This window comes from Novosphingobium sp. BL-S-19 (assembly GCF_055521675.1).
Map to the genome: position 1 here is coordinate 1,938,563 of NZ_CM145498.1, position 21,503 is coordinate 1,960,065.

At 64.9% G+C, this 21,503-nt stretch carries 21 protein-coding genes; 12 read left to right on the forward strand and 9 right to left on the reverse strand.

Translation table 11 applies throughout. The features are described from left to right. The first annotated feature begins 10 nt into the window (after positions 1-10). Positions 11-649: a thiamine phosphate synthase gene (thiE, locus tag ACZ1JV_RS17265; protein WP_465152523.1), complete on the forward strand. Its 639-nt coding sequence runs from the start codon at positions 11-13 to the stop codon at positions 647-649. Between the two features lie 216 nt (positions 650-865). Here thiE and ACZ1JV_RS17270 read toward each other — a convergent pair whose 3' ends face one another. The 4 genes from ACZ1JV_RS17270 to npdG are packed head-to-tail and all read right to left on the reverse strand — an operon-like array spanning position 866 to position 3,968. Then, complete coding sequence (locus ACZ1JV_RS17270) at positions 866-1,786, reverse strand: TIGR03619 family F420-dependent LLM class oxidoreductase (protein ID WP_465152524.1); 921 nt, start codon at positions 1,784-1,786, stop codon at positions 866-868. A gap of 19 nt (positions 1,787-1,805) precedes the next feature. Further along, positions 1,806-2,663 (reverse strand): SDR family NAD(P)-dependent oxidoreductase, encoded by an 858-nt coding sequence (locus ACZ1JV_RS17275; protein ID WP_465152525.1) that lies wholly within the window; start codon positions 2,661-2,663, stop codon positions 1,806-1,808. Positions 2,664-2,676: 13 nt separating this feature from the next. Further along, on the reverse strand, positions 2,677-3,321 hold the full coding sequence (gene cofC, locus ACZ1JV_RS17280; RefSeq protein ID WP_465152526.1) for a 2-phospho-L-lactate guanylyltransferase: 645 nt from the start codon (positions 3,319-3,321) through the stop codon (positions 2,677-2,679). Further along, complete coding sequence (gene npdG / locus ACZ1JV_RS17285; protein WP_465149794.1) at positions 3,318-3,968, reverse strand: NADPH-dependent F420 reductase; 651 nt, start codon at positions 3,966-3,968, stop codon at positions 3,318-3,320. Before npdG ends, cofC begins: the two co-directional genes overlap by 4 nt. Before the next feature lie 85 nt (positions 3,969-4,053). On the opposite strand from npdG, the gene cofE reads away from it, so the two are divergent. Genes cofE through cofH form a run of 3 tightly spaced genes read left to right on the forward strand, consistent with a single transcriptional unit; the run spans position 4,054 to position 8,107 of the window. Continuing rightward, entirely contained in the window at positions 4,054-4,836 is a 783-nt protein-coding gene (gene cofE / locus ACZ1JV_RS17290; protein WP_465149795.1) for a coenzyme F420-0:L-glutamate ligase, read from the forward strand. Further along, complete coding sequence (gene cofD, locus ACZ1JV_RS17295) at positions 4,833-5,777, forward strand: 2-phospho-L-lactate transferase (RefSeq protein ID WP_465149796.1); 945 nt, start codon at positions 4,833-4,835, stop codon at positions 5,775-5,777. Before cofE ends, cofD begins: the two co-directional genes overlap by 4 nt. Before the next feature lie 11 nt (positions 5,778-5,788). Further along, complete coding sequence (cofH, locus tag ACZ1JV_RS17300) at positions 5,789-8,107, forward strand: 5-amino-6-(D-ribitylamino)uracil--L-tyrosine 4-hydroxyphenyl transferase CofH (protein WP_465149797.1); 2,319 nt, start codon at positions 5,789-5,791, stop codon at positions 8,105-8,107. On the opposite strand, the gene ACZ1JV_RS17305 is transcribed toward cofH, so the two are convergent. Continuing rightward, positions 8,077-8,754 carry a TetR/AcrR family transcriptional regulator gene (locus ACZ1JV_RS17305; RefSeq protein WP_465149798.1) on the reverse strand — a complete coding sequence of 226 codons (678 nt, stop codon included), beginning with the start codon at positions 8,752-8,754 and terminating at the stop codon, positions 8,077-8,079. The genes cofH and ACZ1JV_RS17305 overlap by 31 nt on opposite strands. Positions 8,755-8,835: 81 nt before the next feature. On the opposite strand from ACZ1JV_RS17305, the gene ACZ1JV_RS17310 reads away from it, so the two are divergent. Next, complete coding sequence (locus ACZ1JV_RS17310) at positions 8,836-9,606, forward strand: Coq4 family protein (RefSeq protein ID WP_465149799.1); 771 nt, start codon at positions 8,836-8,838, stop codon at positions 9,604-9,606. Here the strand turns inward: ACZ1JV_RS17310 and ACZ1JV_RS17315 are convergent. The 3 genes from ACZ1JV_RS17315 to ACZ1JV_RS17325 form a co-directional block, all read right to left on the reverse strand. Beyond that, positions 9,593-10,066 (reverse strand): VOC family protein, encoded by a 474-nt coding sequence (locus tag ACZ1JV_RS17315; protein ID WP_465149800.1) that lies wholly within the window; start codon positions 10,064-10,066, stop codon positions 9,593-9,595. The genes ACZ1JV_RS17310 and ACZ1JV_RS17315 overlap by 14 nt on opposite strands. A 139-nt stretch (positions 10,067-10,205) precedes the next feature. Next, on the reverse strand, positions 10,206-11,387 hold the full coding sequence (locus ACZ1JV_RS17320; protein ID WP_465149801.1) for a sulfotransferase family protein: 1,182 nt from the start codon (positions 11,385-11,387) through the stop codon (positions 10,206-10,208). A gap of 142 nt (positions 11,388-11,529) precedes the next feature. Further along, positions 11,530-12,426, reverse strand: a complete 897-nt coding sequence (locus tag ACZ1JV_RS17325) for a helix-turn-helix transcriptional regulator (protein ID WP_465149802.1) — start codon at positions 12,424-12,426, stop codon at positions 11,530-11,532. Between the two features lie 170 nt (positions 12,427-12,596). Between ACZ1JV_RS17325 and ACZ1JV_RS17330 the strand changes: the two genes are divergently transcribed. From ACZ1JV_RS17330 to ACZ1JV_RS17340, 3 genes are read left to right on the forward strand one after another with little or no spacing between them, the layout of a single operon-like run. Continuing rightward, positions 12,597-13,388 (forward strand): SDR family NAD(P)-dependent oxidoreductase, encoded by a 792-nt coding sequence (locus tag ACZ1JV_RS17330; RefSeq protein WP_465149803.1) that lies wholly within the window; start codon positions 12,597-12,599, stop codon positions 13,386-13,388. Between the two features lie 20 nt (positions 13,389-13,408). Further along, positions 13,409-14,416: a zinc-dependent alcohol dehydrogenase gene (locus ACZ1JV_RS17335; protein WP_465149804.1), complete on the forward strand. Its 1,008-nt coding sequence runs from the start codon at positions 13,409-13,411 to the stop codon at positions 14,414-14,416. Between the two features lies 1 nt (position 14,417). Then, positions 14,418-15,674 carry an MBL fold metallo-hydrolase gene (locus ACZ1JV_RS17340; protein ID WP_465149805.1) on the forward strand — a complete coding sequence of 419 codons (1,257 nt, stop codon included), beginning with the start codon at positions 14,418-14,420 and terminating at the stop codon, positions 15,672-15,674. A gap of 162 nt (positions 15,675-15,836) precedes the next feature. Here ACZ1JV_RS17340 and ACZ1JV_RS17345 read toward each other — a convergent pair whose 3' ends face one another. Beyond that, positions 15,837-16,841, reverse strand: a complete 1,005-nt coding sequence (locus tag ACZ1JV_RS17345; RefSeq protein ID WP_465149806.1) for a helix-turn-helix transcriptional regulator — start codon at positions 16,839-16,841, stop codon at positions 15,837-15,839. A gap of 198 nt (positions 16,842-17,039) precedes the next feature. Between ACZ1JV_RS17345 and cysD the strand changes: the two genes are divergently transcribed. From cysD to ACZ1JV_RS17365, 4 genes are all read left to right on the forward strand, one after another. Further along, positions 17,040-17,942: a sulfate adenylyltransferase subunit CysD gene (gene cysD / locus ACZ1JV_RS17350; RefSeq protein WP_465149807.1), complete on the forward strand. Its 903-nt coding sequence runs from the start codon at positions 17,040-17,042 to the stop codon at positions 17,940-17,942. 95 nt (positions 17,943-18,037) lie between these two features. Further along, a complete protein-coding gene (gene cysN, locus ACZ1JV_RS17355) occupies positions 18,038-19,981 on the forward strand; it encodes a sulfate adenylyltransferase subunit CysN (RefSeq protein ID WP_465149808.1) in 1,944 nt (647 codons plus the stop codon). Then, entirely contained in the window at positions 19,981-20,718 is a 738-nt protein-coding gene (locus tag ACZ1JV_RS17360) for a 3'(2'),5'-bisphosphate nucleotidase CysQ (protein WP_465149809.1), read from the forward strand. The genes cysN and ACZ1JV_RS17360 overlap by 1 nt, the downstream gene beginning before the upstream one ends. A gap of 75 nt (positions 20,719-20,793) precedes the next feature. Next, positions 20,794-21,462 (forward strand): TetR/AcrR family transcriptional regulator, encoded by a 669-nt coding sequence (locus ACZ1JV_RS17365; protein WP_465149810.1) that lies wholly within the window; start codon positions 20,794-20,796, stop codon positions 21,460-21,462. The last annotated feature ends 41 nt before the right edge of the window (positions 21,463-21,503 follow it).

The following is a 21,503-nucleotide window of genomic DNA, read 5'->3' on the forward strand; positions in this document are numbered from 1 at the left end:
GTGCGCGCACATGGAAGAGATTGAACGCGAACCGACGCAGCTTTACCTGATTTCGCCGCTCGATGTGACCGGCGCTTTCCCCGACCGCCTTGCCCGCGCGCTCGATGCCGCGCCGGTGGCGGCGTTCCAGTTTCGCGTCAAGGACGTGGACCAGCACGAGGCGGCGCGCCTTGCCGAGCCGCTGCAGAAGATCTGCGGCGATCGCGACGTCGCCTTCATCGTCAACGATTCCACCAGCCTCGCCAAGCGCCTTGGCGCGGACGGCGTGCATCTGGGGCAGGAAGACGGCTCGGTAGAGGAAGCGCGCAAGGCGCTTGGCCGCGATGCGCAGATCGGCGTGACCTGCAACAACAGCCGCCATCTGGCGATGGACGCGGGCGAAGAGGGGGCGGATTACGTGGCGTTCGGCGCGTACTTCCCCACGACCACCAAGGACGTGAAGCACATGGCAGGGCTCGATCTGCTGGAATGGTGGCAGTCGATCTTCGAAATTCCCTGCGTTGCGATTGGTGGTATCACGCCCGAAAACTGCGCGCCGCTGGTGAAGGCCGGTGCCGATTTCCTCGCGGTGTCCGGCGCGGTATGGAACGGCGATGAAGAGGCTGCGGTGAAGGCATTTCACGAGGCCGTGACCGGCGCGATGGCCTGAGGCCAAGGCGGCCGTCCGGCCAACTCGACTAAATCGCTCTGGTGCAACTAAACCGGGCGAACCCAACACAATTCCGTCATCCCCGCGAAGGCGGGGATCCCGCTTGTTCTTGCCAAGTAGCGCGAAGGAAGCGGGGCCCCCGCCTTCGCGGGGGCGACGATGTGTTGCAGGGATGTAGTTGGTTGGTGGGCTAGTTGGTTGGCCCCAGCCTCAGCGTCAAAAATCGATCTTCGCGATCACGTCCTCGCCGAACTTCAGCGCCAGATCGCAGTATTCCGCGCGCGTATCGGCATAGACCGTCGCGCCGGCACCATGAATGCCCAGCGACTTCAGATGCGCGAAGTGATCCAGCGCTTCCTGCGCGCTCCAGCCCTGCTTGATCGAGTAAGTGGACGAGGCGATGACCTTCGGCGGCTCCGCACGGCCGATCTTTTCGGCATGGGCGTGCATGTAAGCGATGGCCTCGCTGATGTCCTCGTCGCCCTCCAGATTGGCGGTGCGGGCGGTGTCGGTCACGGACTTGGGCACGAAGAACGGATGCCATGCGTCGCCCATTTCGGCCGCCCGGCGCAGGGCGCGCTTGGAATTGCCGCCGACCAGCAGCGGCGGGTTCGGCTTCTGAGCCGGCGTCGGCAGCATCCGGTTGCCCAGCGCGGTGTATCCGGTGCCCTCGAAAGTGAAATCCTCGCCCGTCCAGGCCAGCTTCATGGCGGTGATGTATTCGTCCATCAGGTCGTTGCGGCTGTCGAAATCGACGCCCAGCGCCTTGTATTCCGCCTTCATGTACCCGGCGCCTAGGCCCAGGATCACGCGGCCATTGGTAAAGTGGTCCAGCGTCGAAACCCCGCGCGCCACCACGAACGGATTGCGATAGGGCAGTACCAGAATGTTGGTCTGCAGCCGCAGCTTGGTGGTCACCGCGCCCAGCATCGACAGCATCACGAAGGGATCCTGCGCGTAGTGCCCGCCCGCATCCAGCCAGCGGGCCGAAGGCGCCGGATGGTCGGTGACGGTGCCGGCGTAGAAGCCCGCCTTTTCCACGGTGCGCGCAATCTCGTGCACGGCTTCCATGGTGCCGTATTCCTCCGGCTTGTCGATCCGGTCGAAGGGCAGGCTGGTGCTGAGCGTGAAGGTCATGCTTGGCTCTCTCGTTCTTTCAGGCGGACGCTTCGGGTGGCAGCACCCAGTCGTCGTGATCGTTGCGGACCCATCCACCGGAGGCCCAGGTGCCGCCGTCGACGGGGATGATCGTGCCGGTGACGTAGCTGGCAAGCTCTGAGGCGAGGAACACGGCGACACGCCCGCATTCTTCGTCGATTCCGGCTCGGCCCAGCGGAATGCGGCGGCGGATAGATTCCTCCTGAGCGGGCGTGGGCCGATACCAAAGCTCCGGATCGACCGGCCCGCCGAACTGGCCGCGCGTGCCCGGCGTCACCGTATAGTCCGGTGCGATGGCGTTCACGCGAATGCCGTGGTGGGCAAGCTCCACCGCCAGCGTGCGGGTGAGGTTGTTGATCCCGGCCTTGCACGCGGCATAGACCGCATAGCCCGGCGCCGCGCGGGAGGCTTCGATGCTGGTGACATTGATGATCGATCCGCCGTTTCCGCTCTCGATCATGATCGGCAGCGCGGCCTGTGTGGCGGCGAGGTTGGAGACGAGGTTGAGGTCGATATGGCGGCGCCAGTTCTTCTCGGCCAGATCCGCGAAGGGTCGCCGGGTTACGCCGCCGGCGTTGTTCGCCAGCACATCGAGCCGTCCGAAATGGCGTGCCGCGTCGGCAACGGCATTCTGCACGATATCGACGTCCATTGCATTTCCGGCGATGCACAGCGCCTTGCGTCCGCGCGCCTCGATCAGTTCGGCGACTTGATCGCAGCGTTCGGGGATCACTTCCAGGATCGCGACGTCCGCGCCCATGTCGGCCATGCAGAGCGCGATCGATCGCCCGATCCCGCCGCCGCCGCCGGTGACGAACACGACTTTTCCCGTCAGGTCGATGACCGAGCCATCCACACCCGTTCTCCCTTCAAGTGGGCCGTTTTCGGCTTCCGGAGCGTGGCCAACCGTCGATTGCCGGGTTGTAGACGCGCCTTAAAACGCGAACAGCATCAGCGAGATCGAGAGGATCGTCTATATCTTTCTCCAGCCCACAGGAGAGGATCGTCTCCACGGTAAGGCCGCGATTTTTCGCGTTTTCGCAATGGGTTGAGAAGCTGTCTTGACCGAAGGAGAAAGGAAACCAGACCCCTTCCGGCAATGGCAGCGACAGCGCATTGGTACCGGTGCGATGGCGATCCGGCGCGATGCCCACCGTCTCGGGCCCCAGATTGGCGAGGCGCTCGACATCATCCAGGCTGAGGCACGGCAGGTCCGCCGGCAGCACCACGATGCGTTCCGGCCCGGCCGCAGTGATGGCAGACATCGTGCTTTCCAGCGCCCCGTTCAGGTCCGGCCCGGGATCGTCGAAGCGCAGCACTTTGCTGCCAAGATTGGGCCGCGCCGGGCCCAGCACGCAGACGCGCTGGATGGCCCGACAGCCGCTCACCGTATCGAGCACATGGCGCAGCATGCCTGAAACCAGCGCCTCCCTCTCATCGGGATCGAGCGCGGAGGCCAGCCGGGTCTTTCCCATGCCCGGCGCCTTGACCGGGATGAGCGCCCAGCAGCTCACGGCACCTCGGGCGCTGCGGTGAGCTTGGTGAAGCGTATTCCTGCCCCGTCGGCCTTGTAGGTCTTGTTCATGTAGATGAGGATCGAGGTCAGCGCCTCGGCCGCCGCCGAATTGGCCAGAGCGCCGCCAGAAAGCCCGCGCAGGCCCATGCCGGGGCACAAGTCCACCACGGTCTGGCGTGCCTCGACATCGTCCGAGAAGACCAGCACGTCGCAGTCGATGGCGTGATCGCTGTCGAGGTGGTGGGCAGAGACGTTGTGGAACGCGGTGACGAGGCGGGCGTCCGGCCCCAGATGTTCGCGGGCCTGCATGGCGGCGCTGCCCTCTGCGGGAAGCTGCACGCGCATGACCTTGGGCGGCACCAGCGGCACGGTGGTGTCCACGACCACCGCAGAGCCGACCACGCCCGCGATCTGGCGCAGCGTATCGCCCTGAGAGGCGTGGGGCACGGTGACGATCACCACGTCCTTGCCCTGTGCGGCCTCGCCATTTTCGGCATAGCCGGCCGCGCCCAGTTCCTCGGCCGTCGCACGGGCCTTGTCCGCCGTGCGGGAACCGATAGTCACCTGATGCCCCGCCTTGACGAGCCTTCGGGCGATCCCCTTGCCTAGCGCACCGGTTCCGCCGATCACCGCGATCGCTGCCATCAGATTATCTCTCCCGCGAATTCTTGGTCGTTGTCATTGTCGTTCCCGGTGCGGCGGCTTTAGATACGGTGGTTCGGGAGGGCCGATGAAGCGAAATCCAGAACTGACCGTGCGACCGCTGACCGGGTTGCCTATGTTCGCTACCGGAATGTCGATTGCGCAAGCGATATGCGCGAGCCTTGAGGGTGAAGACGACCGGTTACGCGATGGCGATATCTTGGTGGTGGCGCAGAAGATCGTCTCCAAGGTGGAGGGCCGCACGCGCGATCTTGCGGCGTTCGTGCCTTCTGAGGAAGCGCATGAACTAGCCGGCGCAACCGGCCGCGATCCGGAGATGATGCAGGCGATACTTGAGGAAAGTTCTCAGATCCTGCGCCGCACCCCGGCGGCCGTGATTGCGGTGCATCGCACCGGGCACGTGCTGGCCAATGCCGGGATCGACGCATCGAACGTGGAAGGCGGAGAGGCTGGCCGTGTGCTGCTCTGGCCGCTCGATCCCGATGCCTCGGCACGGGCGCTCCGGGGTGAACTTCAGAAAGAGTGTGAAGTTCGGATCGGCGTGGTGATCGCGGATTCGATGGGCCGGGCCTGGCGGATCGGCACTATGGGCAACGCCATCGGCTGCGCGGGGCTGACCGTGCTGGAGGATCGCCGTGGCCGTGCGCAGGATCTTTACGGCCGCACGCTTCAGGCCACCGTTATCGGCATTGCGGACTCGGTTGCCGCCATGGCGGCACTGGCAATGGGCGAGGGCGCGGAAGGCACGCCGGTCGCGCTGGTGCGCGGTTGCGAGCGCTGGGTGACCGAGCAAGACGGGCCGGGCGCAGTGAGCGGGCTTCGGCCTATCGAGCAGGACATGTTCCGATGAGACGCGAACATATCCTCGCGCTTTCAGGCGGCGTCGGCGGGGCGAAGCTGGCGGCCGGACTCGCTGCGGTCATGGCGCCGGACGACCTCACGATCGTCGTCAATACCGGCGATGATTTCGAGCATCTCGGCCTAACCATCTGTCCTGACATAGATTCTGTGACTTATGCGCTGGCCGGTCTCAATGACACGCAGCGCGGTTGGGGCGTGAAGGGCGAGACGTGGCAGACCATGGCCATGCTTCGCGGGCTGGGCGAGGAGGGGTGGTTCAACCTCGGCGACCGCGACATGGCGATGCACATCGCGCGGTCATGGCGGCTGCGCGCAGGTGAGACGCTTTCTGAAGTGACGGCACGGTTGACGCGCGAACTTGGGATCGCCCACGCGGTCGTGCCGATGACCGACGATCTGGTGCGCACGCAGGTCCTTACCGAGGCAGGCTGGAGCGATTTTCAGCGCTGGTTCGTGGGGGATCAATGCGTTCCGGCGGTTTCCGAGGTGCGTTTCGAGGGTGTGGCGGGGGCCAAACCCTCGTCCGGATTTGCTGACGCGCTGGCACGGGAAGACCTCGCCGCCATCGTCGTCTGCCCTTCCAATCCTTTCCTCAGTGTCGATCCGATCCTGTCCGTCGATGGCGTGCGGGCGGCCTTGGCGGCGCGGCGGGTGCCGCTGATCGCAGTCTCGCCGATTGTCGGCGGAACCTCGGTCAAAGGCCCGCTAGCCAAGATGCTGGCCGAGCGCGGGCAAGCGGTGAGCAATGCGGCCATCGCTCATCACTACAGCGATCTTCTCGACCACCTCTTGATCGATCATGCCGATGAGGCCGATGTCTCTGGCTTGCAGGCACGGGGCCTCACGGTCACCGTGACGACGACAATGATGCGCGAAGCCGCCGACAGGGAAAGGCTCGCGAAGGAGGTGCTTGCCCTCGCAGGCATCTGAAGGGTGAGCAGATGCAGGATGAGACCCGCCAGTTGAAGGCATGGTTGCTGGCCGCGCCGTTGAAGGAGGTAACCGCCCGCGCGCGTACCAGACGCGACGCGAACGGGCCGGCGCGGATGACCTATTCGCCCAAGGTCTTCATCCCGCTGACGCGCCTTTGCACTGACGTCTGCCACTATTGCACCTTCGCGACGACGCCCTCCCGGCTCGAAGCGCCTTACCTAACGCCTGAGGAAGTGCTGGACATCGCCCGCGCCGGGGCCGCTGCGGGTTGCCGGGAGGCGCTGTTCACGCTGGGCGATGCCCCGGAGCGCCGTTATGCCGCCGCGCGCGACTGGCTGGCGGAGCGGGGCTTTGCGCGCACCGTGGATTACGTGCGCCACTGCGCCGAACTGGTGTTGAAGGAAACCGGCCTGCTGCCGCACGTCAACGCCGGCGTGCTGGAGGAAGAGGACTACCGGATGCTCCGCCCGGTCGCGGCTTCGGCGGGGCTCATGCTGGAAAGCACGTCGGAACGGCTGCTGGAAAAGGGCATGTGCCACCATGGCTCGCCCGACAAGGTGCCGGCGCTGCGCCTTGCCTCGCTGGCGGCGGCCGGTCGTGCGCGGGTGCCGATGACCAGCGGCGTGCTGATCGGCATCGGCGAGACGGCGGACGAACGGATCGACGCGCTGATCGCTCTGCGTGATCTGCACTGCGACCATGGCCACTTGCAGGAAGTCATCGTCCAGAACTTCTGCCCCAAGCCGGGCACGAAGATGGCCCGCGCGCCGGAAGCGAGCGAGGCGGATTTTCTGCGCGTGGTCGCCGCCGCGCGCATTCTGCTGCCGGACGAAGTCTCGGTACAGGCGCCGCCCAATCTGAATGACGAGCGGCTTGTCGAACTGATCGACGCCGGGATCGACGATTGGGGCGGCATCTCTCCAGTCACGCTCGATCATGTGAACCCGGAAGCGCCCTGGCCCGAAGTGGAGCGGCTGCGCGCGATCTGTGCGGGCAAGGGCCTGCCGCTGGTCGAGCGCCTGACGATCTATCCGCGCTTCGTGATGAGCGAGGACCGCTCATGGCTCGATCCGGCGATCCGCCCGGCAGTGCTGCGCCATGCCGATGCCGAGGGGCTGGCGCGAGACAGCGTCTGGAGCCCGGGTCTGGCCGATCAGCATGCACCAGGCAGTGTTCGCGCTCCGCTGGGGCAGCACCATGCCGGGCCGGTGGCAGCATCGCTCCATCGTATCCTCGACCGCGCGGCGAGCGGGACGACGCTGAGCGAGGACGAGATCGTCGCGCTTTTCGCCACGCGCGGCGCGGCGGCGCAGGCGGTGGTGGAGGCGGCCGATGGCCTGCGCGCCGAAGTCAGCGGCGATACCGTGACTTACGTCGTCAATCGCAACATCAACTACACCAATATCTGCACCCACACTTGCTCATTCTGCGCCTTTTCGAAGACCAGCAGCAAGGCGGGTTTCCGCGACAAGCCCTACAATCTCGACTTGTCCGAAGTTGCCGGTCGCGCGCGTGAGGCGGTGGAACGGGGCGCGACCGAGGTTTGCCTGCAAGGCGGCATCCACCCGAGCTACACCGGCGAAACCTACCTTTCGATCCTGCGCGAAGTGAAAGCAGCGTGTCCGGACCTTCATGTCCACGCCTTCTCCCCGCTGGAAGTGAGCCAAGGCGCGCGCACGCTAGGCATGCCGGTGCGGGACTATCTGGCGATGCTGAAGGATGCGGGGCTGGGCTCGCTCCCCGGCACGGCGGCCGAGATCCTCTGCGACGACATTCGCGAGCAGATCTGCCCGGGCAAGCTGACCACGCAGGAATGGCTGGATGTCGTCGGCACGGCGCACCGTGTCGGCCTGCCGACGACTTCGACGGTGATGTTCGGGCACCTCGAAGGCATTGAGCACTGGGCGCGGCACTTGTTGGCGCTGCGCAATCTCCAACTCGATACCGGCGGGATCACCGAGTTCGTGCCGCTGCCGCTCGTCCATATGGAGGCGCCGTTCTACCGGCGCGGGCAATGCCGCAAGGGGCCGACCTGGCGTGAGGCGGTGATGATGCATGCAGTGGCGCGTCTGGCGCTGAACGGGGCGATCAACTCGATCCAATGCTCATGGGTGAAACTGGGCATGGACGGCGCGGCGGCCGTGCTGGCGGCGGGCGCCAACGACCTTGGCGGCGTGCTGATGGACGAGAGCATCAGCCGTGCCGCAGGGGCTGCGCACGGGCAGGGCGTGACTATCGCGGAACTGCGGGACGCGGCGGAAAGCGTTGGCCGCACGCTGAAGCAGCGCACCACGCTTTACGGCGAAGTGGTGTCCGAACCGGCCTGAACCGGCCCCTCCTGAACTGGTCTGGCGAGATCGGCATAGCCCATCACCAGTCGGACCAAGCCGTCCTCGATTTCGGTATCGCCCGGCGCGGTTTCCGGGCGCATGATCATCGCGCGCAGCACGCCGACGAAGGCATTGGTCAGCACGAAAGCCTCTCCCCGCGTCAGCCGGCGATCGCTGCCCGGCGGATTCGGGCCAGTGGGCGAGGAGAGCAGGGTGGTCAGATGTTCCAGCAGCGGAGCCATCCGGTGCGTGCCTCTTGCCAGTGATCGCTCCATTAGCAGCCGGTGCACGCGGCGCCGGTCGCCATAGGCCGCCGCGACGGCGCGCACGATCAGCCCTACACGCTCGCGCACCGACACCGTCGCCTGATCGGCCAGAACGGTGAGAATCCGCTCCGACAGCGCGGCCATCTCGCGATCGGCCAGACTGTCGAGGATCGATTCCTTGTTGGGGAAGTACTGGTAAAGCGTGCCGATGCTGACGCCCGCCGTTTCGGCGACGGCATTGGTGGTGAAGCCGTCATAGCCCTTCGCGTCGAGCAGCCGCATGGCCGCCTCCAACATGAGTTCCACTTTGTGCACGGCGCGGCCCTGGCGCGGCTTTCGCGTCTTAACTGGCGGATTTTCGTGCGGTTTTTCGGTCATCGAAGGGGCCCGGTAACGCGAGTTTCAGAACATGAGCATTGCTCATATTAATGACGTCATCGGCATCTTTCCAGGGAACGGATGATGAGATCAGAACTTTCCGCCGCCATTCCGGACCGCCGCGACTGGGGCACGGCCTTAAAGGCGCTGCGCCGCCTGTTGGCCGACGCCAATGACACGGGCCAGGTCTTCCGCATCATGCGCGCACTCAATGCCGGCACGGCGAAGGCGGGTTATCTGCGGCTGATGCGCACGGCGGAGGGCGGCCGGCTTGCCTATGAGAGGGTCGAACTGGCCGAACGCTTTTCGGACCCGGCCTTCGTCGCGCAATTTGGCGAGGGCACCGTTGGTGCCGCCTATGCGGAATTCCTGCGGGCGACCGGCTATTCGGCCAAGGGCCTTGCCGAAGCGAGTGAGGTCGACGGCATCAACCGCAATATCCGCCATCCCTATGCGTGGTTCGGCCGCCGGATGCGCGATACCCATGACATTTGGCACATCCTTACCGGCTACCGCGCCGATGAGCCGCTGGGTGAGCTTTGCCTCGTGGCCTTCTCCTATGCGCAGACGCGCGGGCTGGGCTGGGCGTTCATCGCGCTGGGCGGAGCGCTGAAGGCGCTGCGCGCGCGCGGCGGCAAGCTGGTGCTGCGGGCGATCCGCGAAGGCTATCGCCGGGGCAAGAACGCCGCTTGGCTACCCGGTGAGGACTACGAACGCATCCTCGCCGAGCCGCTCGATACGGCGCGTGCCCGGCTGAACATTGCCGAACCCACCGCCTACCGCATCGCGCGGGAGGCTGTGGGCCGTGCCGCCGTACGAGCCGACGGCACGATGCCGATCACATTTTCTTGATCTGCTGCCACATGGCTTCGGGCATCCAGGTATATTCGATGTAGTGCCCGAAGACCTTGCGGGCATCGAGGTAGAGGAACTTTAGCGCGTTCGGATCGTCGCCTTCCGGACGCTCCATGGCGATCGGGAACTCCTGGCTGTCGACCCGTTTGCGGAAGTCTGCCCAGTCGTCCACCCCGAAGCAGATGTGGTGAAAGCGCAGCGGGCCTCCATTCGACAGGCAATTGGCATAGATGCCCACTTCGTCGATCTCGTTCTCGATCAGTTCGATCTGGAGTTCGCCGATCCAGATGAAGCAGATCCGGCCCTTCTGGCGCTTCAGGCCCTGCGGCGTGAGCACCTGCTGGTCCACCGGGATGATCATCGGTTCGCGGGTAAGCCCACGCCCGCGGAATAGGTCGATCCCGGCTTCCAGATTGTCGCAAACGTAGGCGTTCTGGTAATGGCGGCCTTCGAGCATCAGTCTCTCCTAAAATCCTTGCCAACCACCCGCGTCATCCCCGCGAAGGCGGGGATCCCGCTTCCTTGCGTCTCGGCCAAAGGCAAGCGGGGCCCCCGCCTTCGCGGGGGCGACGAGAAACATTGGGGGCGTCCCGCGATCAGCCTTCGCGTGCGACGTCGTAGCGCGAGAGATAGCGTTCGAAGAGCGGCTCAAGCTCCGCCTTTTCGATGCCGTACTGCGCCAGCTTGTATTCGTGCTTGCCGAACTTGTCCTGCGGGTTGTCCTTCACCCACTGCTGGATGCCGGCCTCTGCCTCGGCGGTCCATTCGTCGCCCAGTTGCTGGTAGACCTTCTTCATGGTGCCGATCGGATCGGCGGTCATGTCGGCATAGTGGACGTCGATAATCTTGTCCTCGCCGTGTTTGTCGCGGAAATCCATGATCCGGTTGGCGTGCTCGGCCGCCTGCCAGGTGTAGTTTTCCTTGAGCCAGGCCGTATCCGGCTTGCCCATGTGCGCCATGTGGCTGAGCGAGATGATCGAGCAGAGCGAACCGGTGGCGGTGAACGGATCGCGGTGCGCCCAGAGCACGCGGGCGTCGGGATAGACCTTGAAGATCGTTTCCAGCCACAGCGCGTGGCTGGGCTTCTTCACGTTCCACACGCCGCCGGCATTCTGCTGGAGAACCTGCAGGAACTTCTTGTGGTATTCGTAGGCGCTGGTCATGTCGCAGGAGAAGATGAACTCCTTGTAGCCCGGCAGCGTGCCCTTGGAATCGATCATCAGCGTCTTGAAGTCGTGCGCCATAAAGAACACGCACTCGTTCGGATAGACGGCCGAGCCGCGATAGTATTTGCCCATGGCCGGATTGGCTTCGAGCATGGCCTTTTCCTGCGCCAGACGGGCCTGCGCGCGCGGATCGGTGGTCAGCAGGTCGCGGGAGGCGACCGGCGGCACCGGATCGTCGATTTCCCATGTCAGCGGCGAGCGGCGCGCCGGATCGGCGGCCAGCAGGTTTGACAGCAGGGTGGTGCCGGTGCGCGGCACGCCCATCACGAAGACCGGCTTTTCGACCGGGCGGCTGAGCAGTTCGGGGTTCTGGCGCAGATAGTCCGAAATCTTCAGGCGGCCGCGCAGATAGTGCAGCGTGTCGGCGGCGGCGCGGGCGATGCCGCCTTCGGTGTACTGACCGCGCGCGATGCCGGCGTTGAAATCGTCCACGAAGACGTCGAATCCTTCGCGCCATGTGTCATTGTCGAAGTCCCGGATGCCGGTGTCCTTCATCGCCTGTTCGACGAGAGCGTCGCCGACGAGCTTGTTCGCCGTGAGTTGCTCGGCCATTTCGTAATCCTCTTTCCCGTGTCTCGGTCCGGGCCGCTGCGGCGACCTCATGAGCATGAGTTAGCCTGTGCGCGGGGCCGATTGGCAATGCGGCTGGCGCGTCAGATCGGGTCGATATATCGAATCCGGGCCAAGACCCGCGCTAGGCGGCGACGGAGGGCATCGACGCCAACGCGCGGCCCTGCCGCTGGCGGAAGGTGCTGGGGCTGGCGCCGACCGCGCGGCGGAACGCGAAAGTGAAGCTGGAAGGCGAGGAGAAGCCCATGGAGAAGGCGATGGTCTTCACGCTTTCACCCTCCATCAGCAGGCGCTTGGCGGCTTCCATCCGGCGCTGTTCGATGTAGTCGCCGATCGAGCAGGCGCGGCTGACACGAAAGCCGCGCGTGAGTTGGCGCACCGAAAGTCCGCAAGAATCGGCCAGTTCCTTCAGCGGGGGGGCGGTGAGGTCGTTTGCCAGCCGCTCCTCGATCAGTCTTAGCCGCCAGCCGGAGAGCCCCCCGGTCATCGGTCTTTCCGAGACTTCCAGGCCATAGCGGCCAAGCTCGATGGCGAGTTCGCTGCCCAGCAGTTCCAGCATCCGTTGCGAGGCGAGGCCGGGGTGGCGCACTTCGGCGGTGATGCGGAACAGCAGGGCGCGCACTTGCGCGCTGCCGATGTCGAGCGCGGCGGCCAGATGCGCATCGTCCCACGGCAGGTCGCGGCCCAGCAGGTCATGCACGAGCGCGGCGTCGATGGTGCAGACCAGCGAGGCCTGTCGGCCGCTGCCGCCGCGAATGAAGAGCGATTCGCCGGGCGGGATCGCGAAAACGTCTCCCAGTCGCTCGAATCGATGTGGGCCCCAGCGTTCGCGATAGCCGCCGCGCGATTCCAGCGGGCGAGGGGTCAGGCACATGTTGACGTGATAGCCGGCGCCGACGGCGTGGCGCGTGTCGGTGGGTTCGGGAATGTCGAAACGCACGATCTGTGCGGTGATTCCGGCGGCGCAAAGCTCCGCATCGACGATCATCGTCGGCGTATGGGCGGAGCGGTTATCGGGCATTGCAGGCTCTCCCGGACTTGTCGGGTCCATGGCCCGAATTCGTGTCCCTGACGCTTGGATAGGGCCTGAATTCTATGATTGCCAAGCTTGCGGGACAAGCCGCCCACGGGAAACATCGCGCCAACGAAAGTGCCGGCAAGAAGGCCGGTAACGGGATCGAGGAGAGAATGATGGCCAAGGGCCTTTTTGACTGCACGGGCAAGGTGACGGTGGTGACCGGTGGTAACGGCGGCATCGGTTTCGGCTTTGCCATGGGCGTGGCCAAGATGGGCGGCGATCTGGCGATCTGGGCGCGCAACGCGGAAAAGAGCGCGAAGGCCAAGGCTGAATTGGAAGCGGCCGGCGCGGGCAAGGTGATCGCCTATCAGGTGGACGTTTCGGAAGAGGCGAACATCAAGGCCGGTTACGAGCAGGTGATTGCCGATTTCGGCCGGGTGGACTGCGTGTTCGCCAACTCGGGCGCGTCGCCGCGTTACAACTCGGCTTTCGAGATGCCGACCGAGCATTGGTACGAATTCCAGAAGACTGCGCTGGACGGTGCCTTCTTCACCCTGCGCGAAGGCGCGCGGCTGATGAAGGAGCGCGTCGAGGCGGGTGACCAGAGCGGCGGCAGCCTTGTGGCCTGCGGTTCGCTCTCGCTGTTTCAGGGCCTGCCGGGCAAGATGGAATATGCCGCGTCGAAGGCGGCGGTGGCGGCGGCGATCCGCTGCCTTGCCATCGAACTGGCCCCGCTGGGCATTCGCGCCAACGTCGTGGCGCCGGGTCTGGTCATCACGCCGATGATGGGTGAGGGCGCACGCGCCGATGCCGTGGCCGCGCATTTCGCCCCGACGATTCCGATAAAGCGCACCGGTTATCCGGCGGACTTCGAGGGCATCGGTGCCTATCTTTGCTCGGATGCCAGTTCGTTCATGACCGGTGAGACGGTCACGATCGACGGCGGCTACATGGTTCGTCCGTAAGCGACGGAGGGAGAGAAGCGATGGAACTGCTCAAGATCCATGGGCAAGGCGATGTCCGCGTCGATGCTTACGAACGTCCGGCGGCGGGGCCGAAGGACGTCGTCGTCAAGATGAAGTCGGTCGGCATCTGCGGATCGGACCTGTCCTACATCAAGATGGGCGGCATTCCGCCGGGTGTGGAGACCGCGCTGGGCCATGAAGGCGCGGGCGAGGTGATGGAAGTCGGCGCCGAAGTCGCCGGGATTTCCGTGGGCGATGCCGTCATCGTCAATCCGATGATGACGCCCAGCAACATCGGTTCGGGCGGGCCGGAAGGCGCATTCACGCAGGAATTGCTGGTGCGCGAGGCCCGGCTGGGCGATTCCATCCTGCCGATTCCCGAAGGCATCTCCTACGACGTTGCCGCCATGTGCGAGCCGCTGGCCGTCGCCATGCACGGCGTCAATCGCGCCGATGTGAAGCCGGGCGACAAGGTTGTCGTGTTCGGCTGCGGACCGATCGGCCTTGGCATGCTGCTCTGGCTGGTCGATCGCGGCGTGACCGATGTGGTGGCGCTTGATCTGTCCGAAGAGCGTCTGGAGCGCGCGCGGGCGCTGGGTGTTCGGGCCGCGCTCGATCCCACCAAGATCGATCTGCGCGCCGAACTGGCGAAGCTGCACGGCGAAGTGCCGAGCTATGGCCGCGTGGGCGTGGGCACCGATGCCTTCATCGACGCGGCGGGCGCCCCCAACATCCTGACCGATGTAATCATGATGGCCAAGCTGCATGCCAAGCTGGTCATCACCGCCGCCTATATGCGGCCCATCGAGTTTCCGGTTGGCCGCATGCTGACCAGCGAGATGACGATCACCACGGCGGTCGGTTACCCGACCGAAATGCCCGAAGTGGTGGCCGCCATGCCCCGTCTGAAGGACAAGATCGCGCCGATGATCAGCCACAAGCTGCCATTCAGCGAGATCATGAAGGGCCTGGAAATCGCGGCCACGCCGCAATCCGCCAAAGTCATGATCGGTATCGAGGAGGCTTGAAATGCCAAGTGCTGACAGTGTGAAGGACGCCGGGCCGAAGCTGGCAGGTCTGGTCCGCTCGGGCGACGAGCAGGCCGAGGCTATCGCGATCACCGATTTCGTGTTTCAGGCGAACGATATCTCGAACGCCTACCTCGTGACGACCGCCGAGGGCGACGTCATGATCAACACCGGCTTCATGGACAATGCAGAGCGCACCAAGCGCCTGCTGACCCCGCCGCGCACCGGCCCGCTTGCCTTCATCATCCTTACGCAGAGCCATGCCGATCACTTCGGCGGCGTGCCGGAATTTCTGGAAGAGGGCACGCAAGTCGTCGGCGGGCCGGGCTTCAACGAAGCGCTTTCGGACATGATGGCCCTTCAGCCCTTCTTCGGGCCGAGGAGCGGCAAGCTCTGGGGATCGACGCTGAAGCGCGGCGGTTCGCCCACGCCGGCGCCGAACGTGGTTCCGGACATCCTCGTCGACCGCCGTCTGACTATCGACCTTGGCGGGCGGACGTTCGAACTGATCTCCACGCCCGAGGGTGAGACCATCGACTCGCTCACGGTCTGGATGCCCAAGGAGAAGATCGCCTTCACCGGCAATGTCTTCGGGCCGGTCTGGCTGTCGATGCCGTTCCTCAACACCCTGCGCGGGGACAAGCCGCGTCTGGTGCGCAATTACCTGAAGTCGCTCGAGGCGATCCGCGAGCTTGGGGCCGAGATCATCGTCACCGGGCACGGCGAGGCCATTCGCGGCGCGGAACGCATCCGCGCCGATCTCGACAGGATGCACGCGGCGGTCAGCTACGTGCGCGACTATACGCTGGAAGGCATGAAGGCGGGCAAGGACGTGCACAGGCTGATGCGCGAATTCGCCTGGCCCGAGGGGCTGGAGATCGGCGAATTCCATGGCAAGGCCGCCTGGGCGGTCAAGTCGATCTGGCGCGAGTATTCGGGCTGGCTGCACTATGAGGATGGCACCACTGCGCTCTACGGCGTGCCGCGTTCTAGCGTGGATGTTGATCTGGTCGAGCTGGCTGGCGGTGCGGCCAAGCTGGCGGAACGGGCGCAGGCGAAGCTGGATGCAGGCGCTTCGCTGGAGGCCGTGCACCTGACCGACATCGCTCTCAGCGCTGAGCCGGACAATGCGGCGGTGCTGACCGTGCGCAAGGCGGCGCATGAGGCTTTGCTGGCGGCTTCGGGCGGCAAGAACCTGTCCGAGACGATGTGGCTGCGTTCGGAAATCGGGGCGATGGAGGCCAAGCTCGGGGATTGATCTGATAAAACTTCGTCGTCCCCGCGAAGGCGGGGACCCCGCTTGTTCTTCTGGTCTCGCGCTGGGACGCAAAAAGGAAGCGGGGCCCCCGCCTGCGCGGGGGCGACGAAGTTTTTGAGGTTAGGCTTGGTTTGGGGTCGCGGCCTCGGGCAGGCGCGCGCTTTACGCCATCACCGCACTGCTCTCGTAAACCAGTCGCACCAGTTCCGCCTGCCCGCGCACACCCAGCTTGGCGTAGAGCCGCTTGGAATAGTTGCGCGCCGTTTCCAGCGTCAGACCCATGCGCTCCGCCGCTTCGGCGATGGAGTGGCCGTCCGCTAGCGCCATCGCCAGTTCCGCCTCGCGCCGGGGGAGGTCGAAGACTTCCGCCAGTCGCTCGGCGCTGTGGTCCGAATGCGGCCGGGGCAGGGTGCAGAGCGCCAGGATTGCCGGTGCCGCGAGAGCCTCCGCATTTTCGGCGGGCATCAGCAGCGCGTCGATATGCGGATTGTCCCGCAGCAGTAGCGGCCGCGCTGACAGGGTGCGATCCTGCGTCATTTCCGCCGCGATGGCTGCCAACTTGCGCTCGGCGGCGAGATCCAGGCCCAGCACGCGCTCGCCCGGGCGCAGGGCCGCGCCGCAATGCGTCTGCCAGAATTCCGCCAGCGCCGGATCGGCCGCCACCACGCGCGCTTCGGCGTCGAGCAGCATCCAGCCCTTGCCGGTACGTTCCAGCCCCATGGCATTGATCCGCGCCGCAAGCCGGTCGCGGTCCATCGCCACGAGGTTTTCGACCGCGATGGCGACGTAAGGCGCCAGGCTGGAGAGCAGGGCGCTGTCGGCGGCGGTGCACTCACGTGCGCGGGCCATCAGCAGCCATGCGCTGTAGCGTTCTCCGCCGGCGATCCGCACCACACGCTCGTCACCGATGCCGAGTTTCGCCATCCGCCGGTTGCGATCCGCGCGCGCCACCGGGTCGTGATCGATCATCTCCCCGATCGAATAGACCCGCCCCGGCCGCAACCCGTCGTAGAGGTAGCGATCGAGGTCGAACGGTCCCTGCTGTTCCGACTCGCGGGCCCGCGTCCGCAAGTCGATTCCGGCGTAGCTTTCGACGATTGCGGCGTGCGGGCCATCGCCCATGCGAAGGATCAGGCTGACGTAATCGGCTTGGGTGCGACGACGCAACCTTTCCAGAAATGTCGAAAATCGCGGATTTTCGGCATTTCCCTGAAAGAGTGGGATCAGGAGATCGGTCTCGTCGTTGCTGGTAAGAGCCATATCCTCCCATATGGGAGGTTCGCGCGAATGTCATCCCTGCGATTCGGAATCGGGACAGTTTGAAACCCAGCCAACGGGCATGAGCCCTGGGCAGAGGAAGACCTGATGAAAACACTCACGCATCTGGAGCGTCTCGAAGCCGAGAGCATCCACATCATCCGCGAAGTCGTCGCCGAGGCTGAAAAGCCCGTGATGCTCTATTCGGTCGGCAAGGACAGCGCCGTGATGCTGCACCTTGCCCGCAAGGCGTTCTATCCCTCGCCGCCGCCGTTCCCGCTGCTCCATGTCGATACGACGTGGAAGTTCAAGGCGATGTACGAGCTGCGCGACAAGATGGCGCGTGAGAGCGGCATGGAGCTGCTGGTCTACCAGAACCCCGAAGCCATCGAGAAGGGCATCAACCCCTTCGATCACGGCGCGCTCCACACCGACATGTGGAAGACCGAGGGCCTGAAGCAGGCGCTGGACAAGTACGGTTTCGATGCGGCCTTCGGCGGCGCCCGCCGCGACGAGGAAAAGAGCCGCGCCAAGGAGCGCATCTTCTCCTTCCGCACGTCCTCGCACGGCTGGGACCCGAAGAACCAGCGCCCGGAACTGTGGAATCTCTACAACGCCAAGAAGGCGCGCGGTGAATCGATCCGCGTCTTCCCGATCTCCAACTGGACCGAGCTAGACATCTGGCAGTACATCCACCTGAACGACATCCCCATCGTGCCGCTCTACTTCGCCGAAAAGCGCCCGACCGTGGAGCGTGACGGCATGCTGCTGATGGTGGACGACGAACGCTTCCCGCTGAAGGAAGGCGAAGTTCCCGTCGAACGCTCGATCCGTTTCCGCACGCTCGGCTGCTACCCGCTGACCGGCGCGGTGGAGAGCGAGGCGAAGACGCTTCCCGAAGTGATCCAGGAAACGCTCCTCACCACCACATCCGAGCGGCAGGGCCGCGCCATCGACAAGGACGCCGGCGGTGCCGGCATGGAAGTCAAGAAGCAGCAGGGGTACTTCTGACGAACTTTGTTCGTCACCCCAGCGAATGCTGGGGTCTCGTGCCGCCAATCGGAACTTATCGAGGGAGATCCCAGCTTTCGCTGGGATGACGTAAAATGGCCCAGACCGACACCGAAACCAAAGAAGCAGTCTACGTCACCGACCAGCTGATCGCGGACGATATCGACGCATACCTCGTCCAGCACGAGCACAAGACGATGCTGCGCTTCATCACCTGCGGCAGCGTCGACGATGGCAAGTCCACCCTGATCGGGCGCCTGCTCTACGATTCGAAGATGATCTTCGAAGATCAGCTGGATGCGCTCCAGTCGGACTCCAAGAAGGTCGGCACGCAGGGGCAGGAGATCGACTTCGCGCTGCTGGTCGACGGTCTTGCCGCAGAGCGCGAGCAGGGCATCACCATCGACGTGGCCTACCGCTTCTTCAACACCGAGAAGCGCAAGTTCATCGTTGCCGACTGCCCGGGCCACGAACAGTACACCCGCAACATGGTCACCGGTGCCTCCACCGCCGACCTTGCGGTGATCCTGATCGATGCGCGCAAGGGCGTGCTGGTGCAGACGCGCCGCCACTCGTACCTGTGCCACCTGATCGGCATCAAGAACATCGTCCTTGCGGTCAACAAGATGGACCTCGTGGACTACAGCCAGGAGGTCTTCGACAAGATCCTCGCGGACTATACCGAGTTCGCCACTTCGATCGGGATCGAAAGCTTCACCGCGCTGCCGATCTCGGGCTTCAAGGGCGACAACATCACCACGCTCTCGGACAAGACCCCGTGGTACAAGGCGCCGCAATACGCCGGTATTCCGCTGGTCGAGCATCTGGAAACGGTGGAGGTTCTCTCCTCGGTCGATGCCGACAAGCCGTTCCGCATGCCGGTGCAGTGGGTGAACCGTCCGAACCTGGACTTCCGCGGTTTCTCGGGCCTGATCGCCACCGGTTCGGTGAAGGCGGGCGACAAGATCCGCGTCCTGCCCTCGGGCAAGACCAGCACGATCACCCGCGTCGTCACTTATGATGGCGATCTGGAAGAAGCGGTTGCCGGTCAGTCGGTCACCGTATGCTTCGCGGACGAGATCGATTGCTCGCGCGGTTCGGTGATCTCGGTCGCCGACAGCCCGCCGCAGACCGCCGACCAGTTCGAGGCGACTTTCGTGTGGATGGCGGACGAGGCCATGGTGCCCGGCCGTGCCTACTGGCTGAAGATCGGCACGCAGGTGGTGTCGGCGACGGTTCAGGAGCCGAAGTACGAAGTCAACGTCAACACGATGGAGCATCTGGCGGCCAAGACGCTGGAGCTGAACTCGATCGGCGTGGCGGAACTGACCACCGACAAGCAGATCGTGTTCGAGGCCTATGCCGACAACCGTACGCTGGGCGGCTTCATCCTGATCGACAAGATGACCAATGCCACGGTGGCGGCGGGCATGATCCACTTCTCGCTGCGCCGTTCGCAGAACGTGCACTGGCAGGCCGTGGACATCGATCGCAAGCAGCACGCGGGCCTGAAGAACCAGCGCCCGGCGGTGCTGTGGTTCACCGGCCTTTCGGGTTCCGGCAAGTCGACCATCGCCAACCTTGTCGAGAAGAAGCTGCACCGGATGAACCGGCACACCTTCCTGCTCGATGGCGACAACGTGCGCCACGGTCTCAACAAGGATCTGGGCTTCACCGAGGCGGACCGCATCGAGAATATCCGCCGCGTGGGCGAAGTCTCGAAGCTGATGACCGATGCCGGCCTGATCGTGATCACCGCCTTCATCTCGCCGTTCCAGGCAGATCGCGAGATGGTGCGCACGATGCTGCCGGAAGGCGAGTTCTTCGAAGTGTTCATCGACACGCCGCTGAAGGTGGCCGAGGCGCGCGACGTCAAGGGCCTCTACAAGAAGGCGCGTTCGGGCGAGCTGAAGAACTTCACGGGCATCGACAGCCCCTACGAAGCGCCGCGCAACCCGGAAATCCGCATCGACACCACGGCGATCTCGCCGGAAGAGGCTGCGAACCTCATCGTCGACACGCTGCTGGGAGACGCCTGATGAGCCTAAACGACGGCGATCTCGCCGCGCATCTGGCCGAAGTGGCAGGCAAGATCCTGCTCGACGTGCGGGCTTCCGGCCTGTTCTCGGGCAAGTCGCTGGGCAAGGCGGGGGACCAGACCGCCAACCAGTTCCTCTGCCACGCCCTTCGCGAGCAGCGGCCCGAGGACGGGCTGCTCTCCGAAGAGGAAAAGGACAATGCCGAGCGTCTGGCCAAGGATCGCGTGTGGATCGTCGATCCGGTCGACGGCACCCGTGAATATGGCGAGGAACGGGCCGACTGGGCCGTTCACATCGGCATGGCAGTGGATGGGGCTCCGGTGCTGGGCGCCGTGGCGCTGCCGGGCGCAGGCATTGTCCTGCGCTCCGACCAGCCGGGCGAGGTTCCCCCCGCGCCTGAAAAGCTGCGCATGGTCGTCAGCCGCACGCGTCCCGCCAAGGAAGCGACCGGCGTGGCCGAAGCCATCGGGGCCGAACTGGTGCCGATGGGATCGGCTGGGGCCAAGGCCATGGCGATCCTGCGCGGAGAGGCGGACATCTATCTCCACTCCGGCGGCCAGTACGAGTGGGATAGCTGCGCTCCTGCCGCCGTCGCGCAGGGCTGGGGCCTCCACGTCTCGCGTATCGACGGCAGCCCGCTGGTCTACAATCGGGAGGACGTCTATATGCCGGACCTGCTGATCTGCCGGAAGGAACACGCCGAACTGGTCCTTGAAAAGGTCAAAGCCTTCCTCTGAGGACAAGCTGATCAACATTGTCGATTAGTAAGCACGCCGCTATGCTCGCCCTTTGATACAGGAAAAGGGGCGGGCATGGAGGCGAAAACACGGCGCAGGACGCGCGATCCGGTCGCGACGCGCGCCGTCATTCTGGATGCGGCGGCCAACCTTTTGGCCAAGGACGGGCCAGAGGGCGTCAGCCTCTCTGCCGTCGCCCATCTCGCCGCCGTCAATCGCGGCACGGCCTATCAGCATTTCGAAACGCGCGAAAAGCTGATCGAGGCGACGATCCAGTGGGTTTCGGACAAGCTGTTTCATGCCGTTTTTGGTGATCCGGAGACTGTCGGGGAGCGGCGGGTCGAGGAAGTGGATGTCGTGTCGCTTACCGACCGGCTGGCTGATTTCGCGATGGAAAATCCGGACATCTGCCGCGTCTGGCTGCAGCAGGTGCTGGCCTCTCCGGACCCGTCGCAGGACCCGTTCTGGCGGGAATATTGCGGTTCGCTGGGCCGCTTTGCGGGCACCGATCTGGCCGAACCGGGCATCGATTTCGAGGTCTATTCGGTGATGAACCTGGCAGGGGTGTTCTTCTGGCCGATCCTCGCCCGTGCTCACGCTGCCGACGAAGGCGAGCGGCGCGAACTGTCGCGCCGCTATTCGCGCGAGATTCTGCGGCTTTCCATGTACGGCACGATGCGGGCCAAGGCCTTCCCGAGGGTGGCGGATCTGCTGGCGGCGCACGGGGTTTCGCCCGGCGGCTGAGGCTGTCGGGGTCGCCGGGTTAGGCCGCATGCGATACCCAC

Bases quoted from the DNA above. Each gene is read 5' to 3' on its own strand.
- thiE (WP_465152523.1), top strand. From the start codon at position 11: ATGGAAGAGATTGAACGCGAACCGACGCAGCTTTACCTGATTTCGCCG.
- ACZ1JV_RS17270 (WP_465152524.1), bottom strand. From the start codon at position 1,786: ATGACCTTCACGCTCAGCACCAGCCTGCCCTTCGACCGGATCGACAAG.
- npdG (WP_465149794.1), bottom strand. From the start codon at position 3,968: ATGGCAGCGATCGCGGTGATCGGCGGAACCGGTGCGCTAGGCAAGGGG.
- cofE (WP_465149795.1), top strand. From the start codon at position 4,054: ATGAAGCGAAATCCAGAACTGACCGTGCGACCGCTGACCGGGTTGCCT.
- cofD (WP_465149796.1), top strand. From the start codon at position 4,833: ATGAGACGCGAACATATCCTCGCGCTTTCAGGCGGCGTCGGCGGGGCG.
- cofH (WP_465149797.1), top strand. From the start codon at position 5,789: ATGCAGGATGAGACCCGCCAGTTGAAGGCATGGTTGCTGGCCGCGCCG.
- ACZ1JV_RS17305 (WP_465149798.1), bottom strand. From the start codon at position 8,754: ATGACCGAAAAACCGCACGAAAATCCGCCAGTTAAGACGCGAAAGCCG.
- ACZ1JV_RS17310 (WP_465149799.1), top strand. From the start codon at position 8,836: ATGATGAGATCAGAACTTTCCGCCGCCATTCCGGACCGCCGCGACTGG.
- ACZ1JV_RS17315 (WP_465149800.1), bottom strand. From the start codon at position 10,066: ATGCTCGAAGGCCGCCATTACCAGAACGCCTACGTTTGCGACAATCTG.
- ACZ1JV_RS17320 (WP_465149801.1), bottom strand. From the start codon at position 11,387: ATGGCCGAGCAACTCACGGCGAACAAGCTCGTCGGCGACGCTCTCGTC.
- ACZ1JV_RS17325 (WP_465149802.1), bottom strand. From the start codon at position 12,426: ATGCCCGATAACCGCTCCGCCCATACGCCGACGATGATCGTCGATGCG.
- ACZ1JV_RS17330 (WP_465149803.1), top strand. From the start codon at position 12,597: ATGGCCAAGGGCCTTTTTGACTGCACGGGCAAGGTGACGGTGGTGACC.
- ACZ1JV_RS17335 (WP_465149804.1), top strand. From the start codon at position 13,409: ATGGAACTGCTCAAGATCCATGGGCAAGGCGATGTCCGCGTCGATGCT.
- ACZ1JV_RS17340 (WP_465149805.1), top strand. From the start codon at position 14,418: ATGCCAAGTGCTGACAGTGTGAAGGACGCCGGGCCGAAGCTGGCAGGT.
- cysD (WP_465149807.1), top strand. From the start codon at position 17,040: ATGAAAACACTCACGCATCTGGAGCGTCTCGAAGCCGAGAGCATCCAC.
- cysN (WP_465149808.1), top strand. From the start codon at position 18,038: ATGGCCCAGACCGACACCGAAACCAAAGAAGCAGTCTACGTCACCGAC.
- ACZ1JV_RS17360 (WP_465149809.1), top strand. From the start codon at position 19,981: ATGAGCCTAAACGACGGCGATCTCGCCGCGCATCTGGCCGAAGTGGCA.
- ACZ1JV_RS17365 (WP_465149810.1), top strand. From the start codon at position 20,794: ATGGAGGCGAAAACACGGCGCAGGACGCGCGATCCGGTCGCGACGCGC.